Here is a 15,861-nt window from a genome sequence, read left to right on the forward strand (position 1 = left end):
AAAAGTAAGACAGGCTCAAAACGCAACGTCTTGTCCCTTCACATGCACGTCGCAACGCCGTTCTGACCCATGTCTTTGTGGCCTAAAAGTAGAAGCGCCAGTAGCAAGAACCGGCGCATCTTCCTTATCTAGAATCCTTAGCTTTATTCTTAAATAGGTCAATATGCTCTAAAGCCTTTCCTGTTCCAATCGCAACACAATCAAGTGGCTCATCGGCAATTAACACAGGCATTTCCGTTTCTTTACCCATTACCTTGTCCAGGTTATGTAATAAAGCTCCTCCGCCTGTTAAAACAATTCCCCTATCCATAATATCTGCAGCTAATTCTGGCGGCGTTTTTTCCAATGTGTTCTTCACCGCATCGACAATAGCTGTTACAGTATCACTAAGCGCACCAGAAATCTCTTCAGCTGAAATCTCAATTGTCTTTGGTAAACCTGTAAGTAAATCACGACCTCTAATCTCCATTGGTGCGAGTCCTTCTACTTCTCCGGCTGAGCCAATTTCTACTTTGATCGCTTCTGCTGTACGATCCCCAATTAATAAATTATACTTTTTACGAATGTAGGCGATAATCGATTCATCGAAATTGTCTCCAGCGGTACGTATCGACATGCTTGTAACAATTCCACCAAGAGAGATCACAGCGACCTCGGTTGTACCGCCGCCAATATCAACAACCATACTTCCTGTTGGTTCCCACACTGGTAAATCAGCACCAATTGCTGCAGCAAAAGGCTCCTCGATTGGATAAGCATCACGTGCTCCTGCTTCTCTTGTTGCATCAAGAACGGCTCTTTGTTCTACAGCCGTAATACCTGATGGAACACAAACCATTACATACGGCTTTCCGCCCATTCCCTTCCCCTTAAGAGCTTGATTAATATAATACTTCATCATAGACGCAGTCGTTTCATAATCAGCAATGACACCATCTTTCATTGGACGTAAGGCAATAATATTACCCGGTGTACGACCAATCATATTTCTTGCATCATTTCCCACTGCAACAATTTTTCTTGTGTCCGTTTGTAATGCAACGACAGATGGTTCTCGTAATACAATTCCTTTGTCTTTTGCAAACACTAGGGTGTTAGCCGTTCCTAAATCAATCCCTAGATCTTTCGTACCTAATCCAAACATTGTATGTATCTCCCTTTCCCATGCCATATGTCTTGTACGACATCTTCCTACAATTCATGTGGCAAAATTCACGATTTTTCGTATTTTATACAGACTTGATCTACTTAGTCTTACATAATTATTCAAAACGCCAGTATTATTATATCTTAACCTTTTTCAAAATAACAGTCTCACATATATCCTTTTTCTTTCATGCTGACATATTTTTTATCTCCGATTATTAAATGATCCAATACTTCAATCCCTAGCATTTTCCCACATTCCGCTAAGCGTCTGGTTACTTCAATATCTTCACGTGAAGGTGTTGGATCGCCTGATGGATGATTATGAAAGCAGATAACCGAGGCTGCCGCCCGTCGGAACGCTTCCTTAAACACTTCCCTAGGGTGAACGATAGACGCATTCAGACTCCCAATAAAAATTGTCTGTCGGTGCACCACTTGGTTTTTCGTATTCAAATATAGGACGACAAAATGTTCCTGCGTGAGAAAACGCATGTCATTCATTACATAATTGGCGCCATCCTCAGGGCTCTTGATTACATAGCGATCATCATATGTTAAGTTGCTAATTCTTCGTCCTAGTTCAACAGCAGCCACTAGTTGAACAGCCTTCGCTTGACCAATTCCCTTAATACTTACTAGTTCTTCAAAAGCTGCCTCCTTTAGCCACATGAGACCATCGAATTTTGTTAAAAGACGATTAGCAAGTTGAAGGACCGATTCTGATTTTGTCCCTGTTCTTAAAAGAATTGCGATAATTTCTTGAGTAGATAAGCTTTGTGGACCTGTCTTAACCATACGCTCACGCGGACGGTCTGCGATAGGAAAATCTCTAATCATTAACGCCTTTTTCGTATCCAATATACTCCTCCTTATTATTATAGATGTTTATGAATAAGGAACAAGTCTCTTTTCCATTAAAAGACGAAATAATCGGGAGATCGGTAGACCTACAACAGAATAATAATCCCCTTCAATAGATTTGACGAACAAGGAACCTAAACCCTGAATCCCATAAGCTCCTGACTTATCAAATGGTTCACCACTATCTAAATATTTTTCAATCTCTTGATCAGTTAATGGCCAAAAATCAACAGCTGTTTTTTCATAAAAACGTTCTATCTGCTGTTCATTGAGCAATGTAACACCTGTGTAAACAAAATGCCTCTTCCCCGAAAGGTTCCATAGCATTTGTTTCGCTTCTTTTCTATCAGTGGGTTTACCGAGGATTTTCTCGTTTGCAACAACAATCGTGTCTGCAGCAATAATAGTAGAAGAAGGAAATTGTTGAGCGGCTACATTCGCTTTGCGAGAGGATAACATCATGACCATCTCTTCTGGCGGGTAATTTCGACTAATAGATTCATCGACATTTGGTGAAAAAGTTGTAAATGGAATGTTTATTTTTTGAAGAAGTTCTTTTCTGCGGGGTGAAGTTGAAGCCAAGATGAGGTTCCTCATGTGGTTGTCCTACCTTTCTCAAGATTGGGAGATACATAGCCTTATCTTACCAAGAAAACAAGAAAGAAACAAGCAGGTAGAGACGCTAATTATATGAAAATAAAGCGACAATCGACGAGACCGCAATGATGAGCTTAATAAAGCAGCCATTCACTAAGATTGGCTGCTTAATTGGTAGTAGATCGTAATGTAATTTAGTAAAGATTGTTGAACTTTTATTGCTTCCTCTTTATTTTCTGAGGAGTTTTCGAGACCTTTTAAAGCAGCTTGTAATTGCTCTTGCAAATTTACCGCTTCCTCATTTTGATATACTCCATCCTTATAGGAGTCTATTAGTTGTAAACCATTCTGCGATACTTTCTCGTTTACATCCCCTCCCACTTCTCCTTTTACCGCTTCTCCAGCAACAGTTTTAAAGTAATTTACCTCTTTTAAAAGCTGTTCTGCTTGTTCTTTGGATGCAAGCTTGATCGAGCTTTCCTTTAGTGACAGCTCTTTGGCCAAAACATCTAAACCGCTCTCTTTTACATTTTTTTCCCACGATTCTACTTCTTGAAGTTCTCCTGCCACTCCTATAAATACATTATATTTTCCATCCATCTCTAAAATCGTTGTAGCATAGTTTTGATTGGTTAATTCCTTCGCTGCAGATTCAGCATTTTCCTTTGATGAATAAACCCCCGCTTGTAAAACAGGGACAGCCATTGCTGGCAGTGTTGCTTCGTAATCCGCACCAGGGTTTTTCTCTTCTCCTGACTTATCTTCTGCAGCAACTTGGTTCTGTGCAGTTGTGGTTGCTTGTATATCTTCTCTTTTCATGATCTGCAAGAAGAAAGTCCCGAGCAATAATCCTACCGTTATAGCTAGTACAAAAGATATGATTGTTCTTTTAATCCCTAATGTAAATGGACCATTGCCGAATCTATGAATATTGGGACGTTTTTTCGATTCGGTATGATGATTCACTTTAAATTCTGGAATCTCTGGCTCCTCTTCATTTGGTAGAATCCATTCGAACTCCTCTTCATCGAGCATTTCTTCTGATGAGGCTGCGGATGTTTCTTCAGAAGCTGCTTGCCAATCATGCACAACCGTTTTTTCCTCAAAAGGGCGTTCTTTTCCATTTAATTTGATTTTAATTGTTGATTGTTGTCCATCTTCTTTTGTCATTCCTATTACCTCCCGCCCAGTTATTTTCCTCATGCTATCATACAACCCAAAAAAAAAGACGAAACTTTTGTCGTCTAGGAAAAAAAGGTTTTCGTCAATTTTTTTAGTAGAGTTTTTGAACATACTCTATTGGAATAGAGATTGATACCATGTTAGGATAGGCTGATGGTAAAAGTAGGTAATGAGGGTTCCGATTGCAATAAACGGACCAAAAGGAATGGGTTTTTTTCTTTCAAAAAATCCGCAAGCCATACCGATGATCCCAATTATTGCGCCAAGAATATTGGCAAAAAAGAAGGAAATAAGCATAAATTTCGTCCCAAGCGCAAGTCCTAGTACTGTATATAACTTAATATCTCCTCCCCCCATTCCCCCTTTTGATAGAATCGCAATAAGCATTAGTAGAATAAACGCGACGGCTGCGCCTAGTAACGAATCCCACCACGGTTGTAGAGGCTGAATCATTCGTTCGACGATAAATAAGATGGCAAAAAAAGCGAGGATTTTATCGGGAATAAGCATGAACTTTATATCTGTAATAAAAATAATGACAAATAATGTAATTAGGGTCCATGCAATTACTAATTCAAATGCCCAACCAATCCTTGAATAGGCATAGACAAATAAAAGAGCTGTGGCTAATTCCATAATCGGGTAAAAAGGAGAAATCGGCTGCTTACATTGTTTGCACTTTCCCCACTGAAGCAGAAATGACAGGACAGGAATTAACTCAAAAACTGTTAGTGTTTTTCCACATCCAGGGCAGGCTGACGGAGGCTTCACAATCGATTGTTTGGCAGGAACTCTCAATCCCACCACATTCAAAAATGATCCCAAGATAAGAGCATAAACAAAAATAATAATTTTCATTTTTCACCGCCTTTATCCCGCATTAACGGGCAGTAATCCCCCCACCTCAGCACTATAGAGAATACGGAGAAGCGTAGATGGGGAGACACTACCCGTATCTAACTCCAGCGCCTAGCAAATTTGCGGTTTCTGCTTGCGACAAGTCACCCCTTTTGGCTCATCGTGTTTCCTTTAACTTGTCAGAAACATTTAAATTTGTACGTCGCTAGACAGGCACTTTCGCCTTTTTGAGTAAAAGCCCGATTCGTTCAGGCAAACAAGATGCTGTTCACAAAGACACCACGTAGTGGACGTACAAGTGCAGGCGAGACCACCACTAGGACGGCGGGGATTTAGCCTGTGATCCTCTGAAATCAGTGGAGGATGAGGTAACAGGCTAAGTTCGCGACGACAATCACACCTCTGCACTAGCACATCCTCTACATCGAAAAATCCCCATTGATTGAAGTTTCACTTTATTTCTCTTTTGGAAGATCAAAGGATGAACCAGTTTCCATTCTTAACTGAATCATTTCTTTCAAAAAGGGTTTTATTTCTGAGATAAAATATAGAGAACCAGTAATCGCTAAGATATCCGTCTCCTTCGCTGATAAAACCAATGTTCGGATCAGATTTTTCCAATCTTTATTACAGTGAGCTTCTGTATTACTTGATTTAGCTTGTAATTCTTCTACCGATGCCGCTCTTGGAAAATCAAACTCAGTTAAATAAAGATCAACATTCATCGAGTTAATAACTGTAAACATATCTGTTAAATCTTTATCTTTTAATGCCGTAAATACCAGCTTTATTTTTTCTTTTGGAAAATGCGTCTCCACTGCTAATTTGAAGGCTTGTACGCCTTGTACATTATGTGGGCCATCAATGAAGATCAGAGGTCGGTCATATAAGCGTTCTAGCCTTCCTGGCCAAAAGGCCTTTTGTAACCCGACTCGGAACTCAACATCTCGTATATTCAGCTGCCCTATAGATTGCAAATAGGATAATGCTGCTAAAGCCGCTGCTGCGTTTTCTGTTTGATGCCGCCCCAACAATGATACTTGTAAGTGATCATATGAGGCCCATTTCGATTGATAGCTAAATTGTTCTCCATGCTCAATGGGATGATATTCCGTTATAAGGAAATCCTCGCCTATTTGATAAAATGGAGCTTTTTGCTGTATAGCTTCTTGCTTTAGCACAGATAAAACACGCTTATCTTGTGCCGCAGTAAATATAGGAATATTTGGTTTTATGATACCAGCCTTTTGGTAAGCAATTTCTTCAATTGTATTACCCAATATTTGCATATGGTCCATGCCAACATTTGTAATGACGGAAGCAACAGGTCGAATGACATTGGTGGAATCATATCTTCCCCCCAAACCTACTTCAAATAAAGCAACATCCACTCTTTGGATTTCACTAAAATAATAAAACGCCATCGTTGTGATTACTTCAAATTCTGTCGCTGGTCCTAGTTCCGTTTGTTCTATTTCCTCTGCAATTGGCTTGACTACATTCACTAATGCAGTGATTTCATCGTTATCAATTGGTTTTCCATTGATACTAATCCGCTCATTAAATTGTTCAATAAAAGGTGAGGTAAATGTCCCCACTGAGTATCCAGCTTCATTTAGGATCGAACGCATATAAGTTACAGTAGATCCCTTTCCGTTCGTCCCTCCTACATGGATCACCCGAAGAATCTTCTCAGGATTTTCAAGACGGCTGAGCATCCATTCCATACGTTTTAGTCCTGGTTTTATCCCTAGTCGAAGCCGTGAATGGATCCAATTAAGTGCTTCTGTATATGTATGTATCAACTTCACACCTTCTGTTCTGTATAAAGCGGGATTGTTGGATGATATTTAAAACAACCCCGCTCATTTATTACATTGCTTTTAATTCTGCGATTCTTTTTTCTACTGTTTGTTTTTTCTCTAGGTAATCTTTTTCTTTTGCTCTTTCTTCGTTGACTACAGCTTCTGGAGCTTTTGCAACAAATCTTTCATTCGCTAGCTTTTTTTGTACCCGTTCTACTTCTTTGTTCCATTTATCCCATTCTTTTTGCAAACGAGCAAGCTCTTCTTCGATGTTGATGAGACCCGCTAATGGTAAAAATAATTCTACTCCTGTCACCACAGCTGACATTGCTTTTTCTGGCATCTCTATAGTTGTGCCTATTTCTAGATTTTGTGGATTACAGAACTTTTCGATGTATTGTTTATTCGCTGCTAAAGCTTTTAAAACCTTCCCGTCTTTTGCTTTTAACATAAGATTGATTTGTTTACTCATCGGTGTATTGACTTCTGCTCTGATATTACGAACCGAACGAATAATGTCCATCAGTAATTTCATTTCACTTACTGCTTCTTGATCCATATATCGTTCATCAGCTTTAGGCCATTCACTGGCTGTGATCGACATGCCACTATGAGGTAGATGTTGCCATATTTCCTCTGTAATAAAAGGCATAATTGGATGAAGAAGGCGTAGTGTCTGATCCAAAACATGTGCTAGAACTGAGCGGGTCATTCTTTTCGCCGCTTCATCTTCACCATATAAAGGTAGTTTTGCCATCTCAATATACCAGTCACAGAAATCATCCCAAATGAAGTTGTATAAGGCTCTACCAACTTCCCCAAATTCATACTTTTCAGCTAGTTTCGTAACTGCTTCAATGGTGTCGTTTAAGCGAGTCAATATCCATTTATCCGCTACGGACTGCTCACCATTTAAATCAATTTCTTCATATGTCATTCCATCCATATTCATCAAAGCGAATCTGGAGGCATTCCAAATTTTATTGGCAAAATTCCAGATTGATTCAATTTTTTCCATACTGAAACGTAAATCTTGACCTGGTGAGCTGCCTGTTGCTAAAAAATAGCGAAGTGTGTCTGCACCATATTTGTCAATAATATCCATTGGATCGATCCCATTTCCAAGCGATTTACTCATCTTACGTCCATCTTCAGCACGAATTAATCCATGAATTAAAACATCTTTAAAAGGTCGTTGATCTGTAAATTTCTTCGCCTGGAAAATCATTCGCGATACCCAGAAGGAAATTATATCGTATCCTGTTACTAAGCAATCAGTTGGATAATAATGTTTGAAGTCATCCGCTTCTGTATCAGGCCAGCCCATTGTGGAAAAGGGCCAGAGAGCGGAGCTAAACCATGTATCCAATACATCTTGTTCTTGTTCCCAGTTTTCTTCATCTGCCGGTGCCTCATGTCCTACATAAATTTCTCCTGTTTCTTTATGATACCAGGCCGGAATTCTATGTCCCCACCACAGCTGACGAGAAATACACCAATCATGAATATTTTCCATCCAGTGCATATAGGTTTTTTCAAAACGCTCAGGGACAAAATGAACTTTTTCTTCACTTTGTTGAAGTTCGATCGCCTTTTCAGCTAATGGTTGCATTTTAACAAACCATTGTGTGGATAAATATGGCTCTACAACGGCACCACTACGTTCTGAATGACCAACAGAATGAAGATGGTCTTCAATCTCAAATAGTACTCCAGCTGCTTGTAAGTCTTTTACGATTTGTTTACGGCATTCAAAACGATCCATGCCTTGATATTTGCCAGCATTCTCATTCATTGTCCCATCTTCATTCATGACGAGTACACGCTCTAAATTATGGCGATTTCCAACTTCAAAGTCATTCGGATCATGAGCTGGTGTAATTTTAACAGCACCTGAACCAAACTCCATATCAACATAATGGTCAGCTACGATGGGAATTTCCCGCTCTACAATCGGAAGTTTCACTGTCTTTCCAATTAAATGCTGATAGCGCTCATCGCTTGGATGGACCGCTACAGCTGTATCTCCAAGCATCGTTTCAGGTCTCGTTGTAGCAATCTCAATAAATCCTGAACCATCTGTAAGTGGATAGTTCATATGGTAAAAGGCTCCTTGAACATCTTTATGAATGACTTCAATATCAGATAAGGCTGTTTTTGTTGCTGGGTCCCAATTAATAATATATTCGCCTCGGTAGATGAGACCTTCTTTGTACAGCGTGACAAATACTTCATGAACTGCTTTAGATAGCCCCTCATCTAAAGTAAATCGCTCTTTCGAATAATCAAGGCCCAGCCCCAGTTTCGCCCATTGCTTGCGGATAAAATCGGCATATTCTTCTTTCCACTTCCAAGTTTCTGCTAAAAACTTCTCTCTTCCGAGATCATATCGGCTTTTTCCCTCTTCACGCAGCTTTTCCTCTACTTTCGCTTGTGTAGCAATCCCAGCATGATCCATTCCAGGTAACCATAGAACATCATACCCCTGCATTCTTTTCATCCGCGTTAAAATATCTTGTAAAGTTGTATCCCAAGCATGCCCCAAATGAAGTTTTCCCGTAACATTCGGGGGAGGAATTACGATCGTGTAAGGTTCCTTATTTACATCATTTAGCGCTTCAAAAAACTTCCCTTCCACCCACCAATCGTATCGTCCTTGTTCAATTTTCTGTGGTTCATATTTTGTCGACATCGTTATATTTTCCATTTAAATTCTCCTTTTTACTATTCGCTAAGACTGCTGACATCCTTTTTTAAATACAAAAAGCCCCCTTCGTCAAAAGGACGAAGAGAGCAGATTCGCGGTACCACCTTTTTGCTTAAGCCCACATTACACTAAAGGCCTAGCACTTCATAAATTAACGACAATTTTGCCGGCTTTCACTATTAGGGAGATCCAAAAAGTCGGATACGAAATTTTCGTGTTTTGTTTTCCTTAACTCGAGACAGCACACCGTTAATTTCTTTGTCTTGTATCCTTTTATTTGAACAAGCATTACTATCCAATTCATGAAAGCTGCTCAAGGGCGACCTTCCCTTAGGGCTACTTAGAAAATCTCACACCACTGATTTTCCTCTCTGTAAGTAACGATCCAAAGTACTCTTCCCTATCAAAGCATTTATACAATTTGATTTACTCTATAGTAGCGAATAAAGGGGGATGATGTCAATCATTTTCCATGTCCATTTACATTTTAGGCTATTTCTAAAAAAATTACTCCTGCAAAGTTAATTTTAATTTACAGACGTTGATGACAATTGCTGTGACCGCCGCCGACATTAGTACTAAAATAGCATTCTTTTCATGCTTTTTGCACATCACTCTTCCACTTTTATTATTTATTCTCCCTAAGAAACGTTCCTACCCTCTTCATATATTCATTTTTGGGATACCCATTGTAAAGACCCATAGCCAATCGGACAGGATCACCAAAAAAGAATCGTTCATAATGTGTTTGTCTTGTTCCAAATGCACTCATGCATAAATCCCAGACTAGCCGAAATAACCTGACACGATCTTCAGCAGTAGAATTGGAGCCTTGTAAATAAGTATCAATATACTTACGAATAGGAGATTCAAAACTTTTTTCAGCTGGGAGTAAAATAAGTCCACTTCCACCTAATAATTGCAGAATTTCAACCAAACGAGGATATACCCTTGGATAATAGTGAATGGCAACTTGTAATGGTTTTGCATCTGGAATCATCGTTCCCCATTCATCCAATTCCGCGTTCACTTGTGAAGACAAATGAAGTCCTTTCATAATTTCAAGTGCTGCGATAATCTCACTCATTTTATCTTGTATATGCTGGTATTCTCCAATATTAATGGCTTCTACTACGGATTCTGCTAATCCTAATATAAATTCTGTTTTTACAATCATTCTCACAACTGCCTGAAACAGTAGCATCGTATTAAAATTAGCCTCTGAAAAAAATCGATGCGCAATATTTATATCTTTGTATAAAAAAACTTTTTCCCAAGGAACTAGAACATGATCAAATACGACGATCGAATCCATCTCTTCAAATCGTGATCCAAGAGGATAATTGAAAGAGGAGCCTTCATCGTTCACAAATGATTCTCGGCAGATGAACTTTAAACCTTGTGCATTTGAAGGGACTGTAAACCCATAGATATAAGCATCTTCAATAAAATTACCCCCAGCTGGTAAAACCAAGATTTCATCGGTTATCCCTCCTTGTGTTGCTAACAATCTAGCTCCTTGAATTATAATTCCTTCGCTGTTCTCTCCAATGACCTTTGCCGCAATATTTGCTTCTGAATCTGAATCCTCTAAATAACTAATAGACCGGTTCACTTGAGGATTGATAAAGGTATGTGTAAAAGTAAGATCCTGATCCATCGCGGATTCATAATTTTGGAGGATATGCTCACCCAATTTTTTATCCTTTGCACCAAAAAGCTGGTGAGCAGCAGCCAATACCATCATTCCGGTATTTACGTAATCAGGAGATCGGCCTAATAAGCCAAAGTTCTTCTGAGCCCACAGCTCTGTTGCTTTTTGACGAAATAATAAATCATCCTTCGTTTTCGGTTGATGGTAGGAAAAACCTACCCTTTCTTCTGTTTTCGGAGAAATGAACGTAAACACATCTCTTAAAGCAGGATCATTTTGCATATCAAATAACTGGGCTTTGCTTTTCATGACCCCTCGAAAGGCAGGATGCTCTGACACCTTTCCCACTATTTTATTACCATCAACCCAGATATCACTTTTTAAATGATCGATTCTGTTGATAAAATCTTTACCAGAAATCGTCATAACAATCGCTCCTTCTTTGATCATATGAAATGATTATGCAATGCAGCTATTTAATTAAGAAATGTGAGGACGGATTGTTTGGTGGACTATTATGGAAGATTAGGCACAGAATAAAACACCTCTACATAAATTAAGGTAAAGTCATTAGATAGAAGGTGAGGATATGAAAAGAAGATTTAATACGTATGCTTTTCAAAATTCGATGAGAAATCTGAAGGCAATCTGTCGCCAGCTCGTTATACCCATTTGTATTTTCCAAGGTATTCGCACACTCATTTTCCCGACTATTTTAGATGTTTTTCTGTTAATTATCTTAATTACAGCAGCATTTAGCCTACATTTTGAATGGATCTAAAAGCCCCTTCCACTTTTTACTCGGAAGGGGGCGCTGTATTCTGTTCTTTCTTTTGCTGCTCTCTCTCTTCCAATTTCATCACAACATACTCTGTATTTTTCATTCGCCAATACTGTCTCTGTAATTGTTGAACAAGCTTCATTTCATTCTTTTCTTTTTCACTAGCAAAGTATTGCTCAATGGTGGCGAAGACAGAGCTTGGATAAGCCAAGTAACTTAAAAACAAAAGCATTTCATCCGCAGTAAAGGGGAAATAGCGGAAATAAGCATCTAACCATTCCATTCCATGATCAAATGCCTTAGGGCGCGTTTGGAAGGCGCGATCCAAGAAAGGCAATAAATCATGGATAGGGGAAGCAACTCCCGTTCGTTCAAAATTAGTAAAATATCCAATCCCATTATGGTCATAAAGAAAATGTTCATTCGATAATTTCCCGTGAATGACGACACTTCTAGCTGTGGTGTCTTCAGAAGTCGATTCATGCCACTCTTTTAACTTGTTAATGGCGTAACGTTGGCCCCCTGTAATTTCGCTGTAGATCGTACAAAATAGGACTTGAAACGGTGACATATACATTTGTCTTTCACTTTGTTGGATAAATTTTTCTAATACATCTTGTTCTAACTCCCATCGTGTACCCATCCGTTCAAAATGCTCTTCTCGCTCTTCGGCACGAACAGGAACTTCGCGTACGGTTATCGAATGAATCCGTGCTAATTCACGGAAAAGATCAAGATGCTTTTGTACATGTCCTTCTCTCTCTTTATTGTCCAACCATGGCATTAAGTAATAAAGGGAATTTCCTTGCAAAATAGCATAGCGACCATCTAATGTTGGATAAATAGGTACAATGCGATTATAGCCTTGTTGGTATAATTGTTGAATATAGGATAAGAAATCTAGCCCATGTTTGGCAACCATTCGTTTTAAAGCAAATTCTCCTTTATCTGTATATACTTTAAAAACCTTTCCCTGCTTTTCCGCAAATCGCAATGTTAACCCATACGACTCTACTAAGCTCTCTATTTTTTTTGATGATTTATTATCCATAGCATCACCCATTTTACTCTCATTCCCTAAGCCTAACCTTGATTATCTCTCCACAAATAGTTTGCGATCAGAAAAAGGGAGGACGACAGATGTCATCCTCTACTTTCTTTTCAATGGATGAATTTTTGTGGGAATATACAATACCTGTCCCTCATGCACTTCATCACTTTCATTTAATTGATTTGCTCTTAATAGTTGTTGCGTGGTGCAATTATATTGTTCTGCTAAATTTTCAATAGAGTCACCTTGCTGGACTAAACGAACTCTCATTTTGCTAACAGATTCTTCCTCTTTTCTAGCAAAAAAATCAGCAAATGAAATCGATTGGTACTTATCTTTCTTTTTCTTTTTCTTGCTGCTCATCTCTTCCTTAGATTCCATCAGGCCACTTGATTCAACCGCTTGGGGAGATGATGATTCTTCAAAATAAATGGACGATGATTCTGGCTCCCGCTGTTCTTCCTCCTGAACGTTACTTTCCTCTTTAAACGCGTCTAATGTTAATTTTGGTACTTGGCGAAACAAAGTAGAAAGCGTTTTTTCTACCTCTTGTAATTCATCCTCTTGTTCCATCTGTTGCTCTTCAGTAGTGTCTACATCTGTTCTTGTATCTAAATCAGTTAAGCCGCTTGGCGCTAAATTTCCCTCGTCCTCCTCCTCTGCTTTTATTTCTATCACCTGATTTGGATCATTCCCTTCCGGCGTATTTTCATGCAGATTTGGAAGCTGATGCTGGAAGGGAGACATATTCTCTTCTTTCTCATCATTATTTTCTTCGAGCTCAGGTAAAATTCTTGCTTCTACCTCAAACGATTCATATAACTCATTTTCATTTTCTGAAGCAGTTTTTAGTTCCTCAGTATCTTCTGGCTCTTGGAAGACCTCAATCGCAACTTCTTCCCTTTCTTCTTCCCTTTCTTCTTCTCTTTCTTCTTCCCTTTCTTCTTCTCTTTCTTCTTCTCTTTCTACATCCTGATCATCATCTTCCTCAGGTAAAGTTGCGTCCGGTACCACCTGATTCAACTCTTGTCTGTCTTCTTCCTCCAATAACGGTTCAGTTGATTCGATCGATTCACTTGCTTCCTGTAATGAAGCAGCATCTAAGATCACTTCTTCCTTATCCTCATATAAGCCGTTAATATAAATATCTGCAAGTACTTGGAGGCGATTCTTTTCTGGTAAAGCATAATCGAATGAGTAAATCTCAATCTCCAATTCTCCAATATCGGCAATCCTTCTTTTCGGGATTGTGATATCAATGGGAAAGCGATGAGAAAATTCACCAATTTCATTATTTCTGATTTCTACATTCTGTATATAATGCCTATTGCTCTCTGGAACTTCCGTCACCGTATCATTTCCAGGAGAATGATTATACTCTCCACTTAGTTCAAGGGTTCCTTTTAATACAACAAATTCTTCTTCATCCAGTATGTTAATAGTAGGATCCAATGAAATGGATAAAAGATCCTCAACTTCATGTCCTTTTTCAAACCAAACCGTTTCCTCCAATGGAAATTTAAGCGATGTTTGTTGGCGATCAGGCAAATTCATTCCTCCTTTCGTTCCAATGAAAATATTACTCCCTATACTCTATGACCGTTATTGGTTATTTATGAAAAAAGAAAAAGAATGGCGGGGTGCCATTCTTTCTTTAAAATGCGTGTTCAAAAAGGACGAAGAAATACGAAGTGTCATTTTACCAGACTTTTTTGAACATCCTCTTTAACTTTTTAATTTTGCAAATGTCCGTTCTGCGGCTTGTATTGTCTTTTCAATATCCTCGTCAGAGTGAGCTGTAGAAAGAAAAATACCTTCGAATTGAGATGGTGGCAAAAAGACACCTTGATTGGCCATTTCTTTATAATAGGCTGCAAATAATTGCAGATCAGACGTCTTTGCCTTATCAAAATTATATACATCTTCATTCGTGAAAAAGAGACCAATCATCGAGCCAGCTCGGTTAATCGTATGAGGAATATGATGCTTTTCTGCGGCTGTTTTTAATCCCGCTTCTAACATATCCCCTTTTCGGACAAACTCCTGGTAGGATTCAGGTGTTAATTGAATGAGTGTTTCATAGCCGGCAGTCATGGCAATTGGATTTCCAGACAAAGTCCCAGCTTGGTATATTGGTCCACTTGGAGCGACTTTTTCCATAATCTCAGCTTTGCCACCAAAAGCTCCTACAGGCAGTCCCCCGCCTATTACCTTGCCTAAACAAGTTAAATCAGGAAGAATACCGAAGTACCCTTGAGCACAATTATAACCTACTCGGAACCCAGTCATCACTTCATCAAAAATGAGAAGTGAACCATATTCATCCGTCAGCTCACGAAGTCCTTGTAAAAACCCAGGCTTAGGAGGGACTACTCCCATATTTCCGGCTACAGGTTCTACAATCACACCTGCTATATCTTCTCCAAATTGCTCAAATGCCGCTTGAACTCCTTCAAGATCATTATAAGCAACTGTTATTGTATTTTTAGCGATCCCTTCTGGAACGCCGGGACTATCAGGTAATCCAAGCGTAGCCACCCCTGAACCTGCTTTAATTAAGAGGGAATCACCATGACCATGGTAACATCCTTCAAACTTTAATATTTTATTACGACCAGTATATCCCCTTGCTACTCGTAATGCACTCATCGTCGCTTCTGTTCCCGATGAGACCATTCTGACCATTTCAATGGAAGGAACTCTTTCAATAACAAGTTCTGCTAACTTATTTTCCAAAATGGTTGGTGCACCAAAGCTCGTACCATTTTCTGCTGCTTTTTTCAAAGCCTCTATAACCCGCTCATTTGCATGACCAAGGATGAGTGGCCCCCATGAGAGCACATAATCAATATATTCATTGCCATCAATATCATGGATATGGGAGCCATTTCCTTTTTCCATAAAAATCGGGTCCATATCAACCGATTTAAACGCGCGGACTGGACTATTCACACCACCAGGCATCATATGTATGGCTTTTTCATATGCATTGCGAGATTTTTCATAAGAACGCATGTCATATACCTCCAATTATGTTTTATTTTTCCATTCTATTTAGTGTTAGACTTCGTCGCGTTGTCTAGCTACAGCGCCTAGCGATTAGCAAATTTACGTCTTCTTCCTACGATAAGTCAACATCGATTCACCTTTCAGGCTCATCGTGTTTCCTTTATCTCAGGCCAACAGGATGTTGGTCAGAACGGCGTTGCGCCAGGA

12 protein-coding genes and 1 other annotated feature are annotated in these 15,861 nt (G+C 39.2%); of the genes, 1 reads left to right on the forward strand and 11 read right to left on the reverse strand.

Annotation, left to right across the window (positions count from 1 at the left end; all coding sequences use genetic code 11):
* Positions 1-124: 124 nt before the first annotated feature.
* The 8 genes from IPU53_RS13815 to hpaB form a co-directional block, all read right to left on the reverse strand.
* Entirely contained in the window at positions 125-1,144 is a 1,020-nt protein-coding gene (locus IPU53_RS13815) for a rod shape-determining protein (RefSeq protein WP_207451600.1), read from the reverse strand.
* 170 nt (positions 1,145-1,314) lie between these two features.
* Positions 1,315-1,986 (reverse strand): RadC family protein, encoded by a 672-nt coding sequence (gene radC / locus IPU53_RS13820; protein WP_207451635.1) that lies wholly within the window; start codon positions 1,984-1,986, stop codon positions 1,315-1,317.
* 48 nt (positions 1,987-2,034) lie between these two features.
* Positions 2,035-2,592 (reverse strand): Maf family protein, encoded by a 558-nt coding sequence (locus tag IPU53_RS13825; protein WP_313886497.1) that lies wholly within the window; start codon positions 2,590-2,592, stop codon positions 2,035-2,037.
* Between the two features lie 168 nt (positions 2,593-2,760).
* A complete protein-coding gene (locus tag IPU53_RS13830) occupies positions 2,761-3,777 on the reverse strand; it encodes an SPOR domain-containing protein (RefSeq protein ID WP_207451604.1) in 1,017 nt (338 codons plus the stop codon).
* A 126-nt stretch (positions 3,778-3,903) separates the two neighbouring features.
* Complete coding sequence (locus tag IPU53_RS13835; protein ID WP_207451605.1) at positions 3,904-4,647, reverse strand: prepilin peptidase; 744 nt, start codon at positions 4,645-4,647, stop codon at positions 3,904-3,906.
* Positions 4,648-5,102: 455 nt separating this feature from the next.
* Positions 5,103-6,452 carry a bifunctional folylpolyglutamate synthase/dihydrofolate synthase gene (locus IPU53_RS13840; protein WP_207451606.1) on the reverse strand — a complete coding sequence of 450 codons (1,350 nt, stop codon included), beginning with the start codon at positions 6,450-6,452 and terminating at the stop codon, positions 5,103-5,105.
* 67 nt (positions 6,453-6,519) lie between these two features.
* Positions 6,520-9,159: a valine--tRNA ligase gene (locus IPU53_RS13845; protein WP_207451607.1), complete on the reverse strand. Its 2,640-nt coding sequence runs from the start codon at positions 9,157-9,159 to the stop codon at positions 6,520-6,522.
* Between the two features lie 70 nt (positions 9,160-9,229).
* Positions 9,230-9,575, reverse strand: a binding site (T-box leader).
* A 212-nt stretch (positions 9,576-9,787) separates the two neighbouring features.
* Positions 9,788-11,239: a 4-hydroxyphenylacetate 3-monooxygenase, oxygenase component gene (gene hpaB / locus IPU53_RS13850; protein WP_242698293.1), complete on the reverse strand. Its 1,452-nt coding sequence runs from the start codon at positions 11,237-11,239 to the stop codon at positions 9,788-9,790.
* A 163-nt stretch (positions 11,240-11,402) separates the two neighbouring features.
* Here hpaB and IPU53_RS13855 point away from each other — a divergent pair, with 163 nt between their 5' ends.
* On the forward strand, positions 11,403-11,594 hold the full coding sequence (locus IPU53_RS13855) for a hypothetical protein (protein ID WP_207451609.1): 192 nt from the start codon (positions 11,403-11,405) through the stop codon (positions 11,592-11,594).
* A gap of 16 nt (positions 11,595-11,610) precedes the next feature.
* Here IPU53_RS13855 and ysxE read toward each other — a convergent pair whose 3' ends face one another.
* The 3 genes from ysxE to hemL all read right to left on the reverse strand — a co-directional run bounded on the left by ysxE (position 11,611) and on the right by hemL (position 15,660).
* A complete protein-coding gene (gene ysxE / locus IPU53_RS13860; RefSeq protein ID WP_207451610.1) occupies positions 11,611-12,645 on the reverse strand; it encodes a spore coat protein YsxE in 1,035 nt (344 codons plus the stop codon).
* Positions 12,646-12,744: 99 nt separating this feature from the next.
* Positions 12,745-14,193, reverse strand: coding sequence for a LysM peptidoglycan-binding domain-containing protein (locus tag IPU53_RS13865; RefSeq protein ID WP_207451611.1), 1,449 nt, complete (start codon positions 14,191-14,193; stop codon positions 12,745-12,747).
* A 177-nt stretch (positions 14,194-14,370) separates the two neighbouring features.
* Positions 14,371-15,660, reverse strand: a complete 1,290-nt coding sequence (gene hemL / locus IPU53_RS13870) for a glutamate-1-semialdehyde 2,1-aminomutase (protein ID WP_207451612.1) — start codon at positions 15,658-15,660, stop codon at positions 14,371-14,373.
* Positions 15,661-15,861 lie beyond the last annotated feature (201 nt).

The organism is Bacillus sp. SD088, from assembly GCF_017355205.1.
Classification (GTDB): Bacteria; Bacillota; Bacilli; order Bacillales; family Bacillaceae_C; genus Lederbergia.

Excerpts from the sequence above, each read along its gene's own strand:
- IPU53_RS13845 (WP_207451607.1), bottom strand. The coding sequence starts at position 9,159 with ATGGAAAATATAACGATGTCGACAAAATATGAACCACAGAAAATTGAA.
- ysxE (WP_207451610.1), bottom strand. The coding sequence starts at position 12,645 with ATGGATAATAAATCATCAAAAAAAATAGAGAGCTTAGTAGAGTCGTAT.
- IPU53_RS13830 (WP_207451604.1), bottom strand. The coding sequence starts at position 3,777 with ATGACAAAAGAAGATGGACAACAATCAACAATTAAAATCAAATTAAAT.
- radC (WP_207451635.1), bottom strand. The coding sequence starts at position 1,986 with ATGATTAGAGATTTTCCTATCGCAGACCGTCCGCGTGAGCGTATGGTT.
- hemL (WP_207451612.1), bottom strand. The coding sequence starts at position 15,660 with ATGCGTTCTTATGAAAAATCTCGCAATGCATATGAAAAAGCCATACAT.
- hpaB (WP_242698293.1), bottom strand. The coding sequence starts at position 11,239 with ATGACGATTTCTGGTAAAGATTTTATCAACAGAATCGATCATTTAAAA.
- IPU53_RS13855 (WP_207451609.1), top strand. The coding sequence starts at position 11,403 with ATGAAAAGAAGATTTAATACGTATGCTTTTCAAAATTCGATGAGAAAT.
- IPU53_RS13815 (WP_207451600.1), bottom strand. The coding sequence starts at position 1,144 with ATGTTTGGATTAGGTACGAAAGATCTAGGGATTGATTTAGGAACGGCT.
- IPU53_RS13835 (WP_207451605.1), bottom strand. The coding sequence starts at position 4,647 with ATGAAAATTATTATTTTTGTTTATGCTCTTATCTTGGGATCATTTTTG.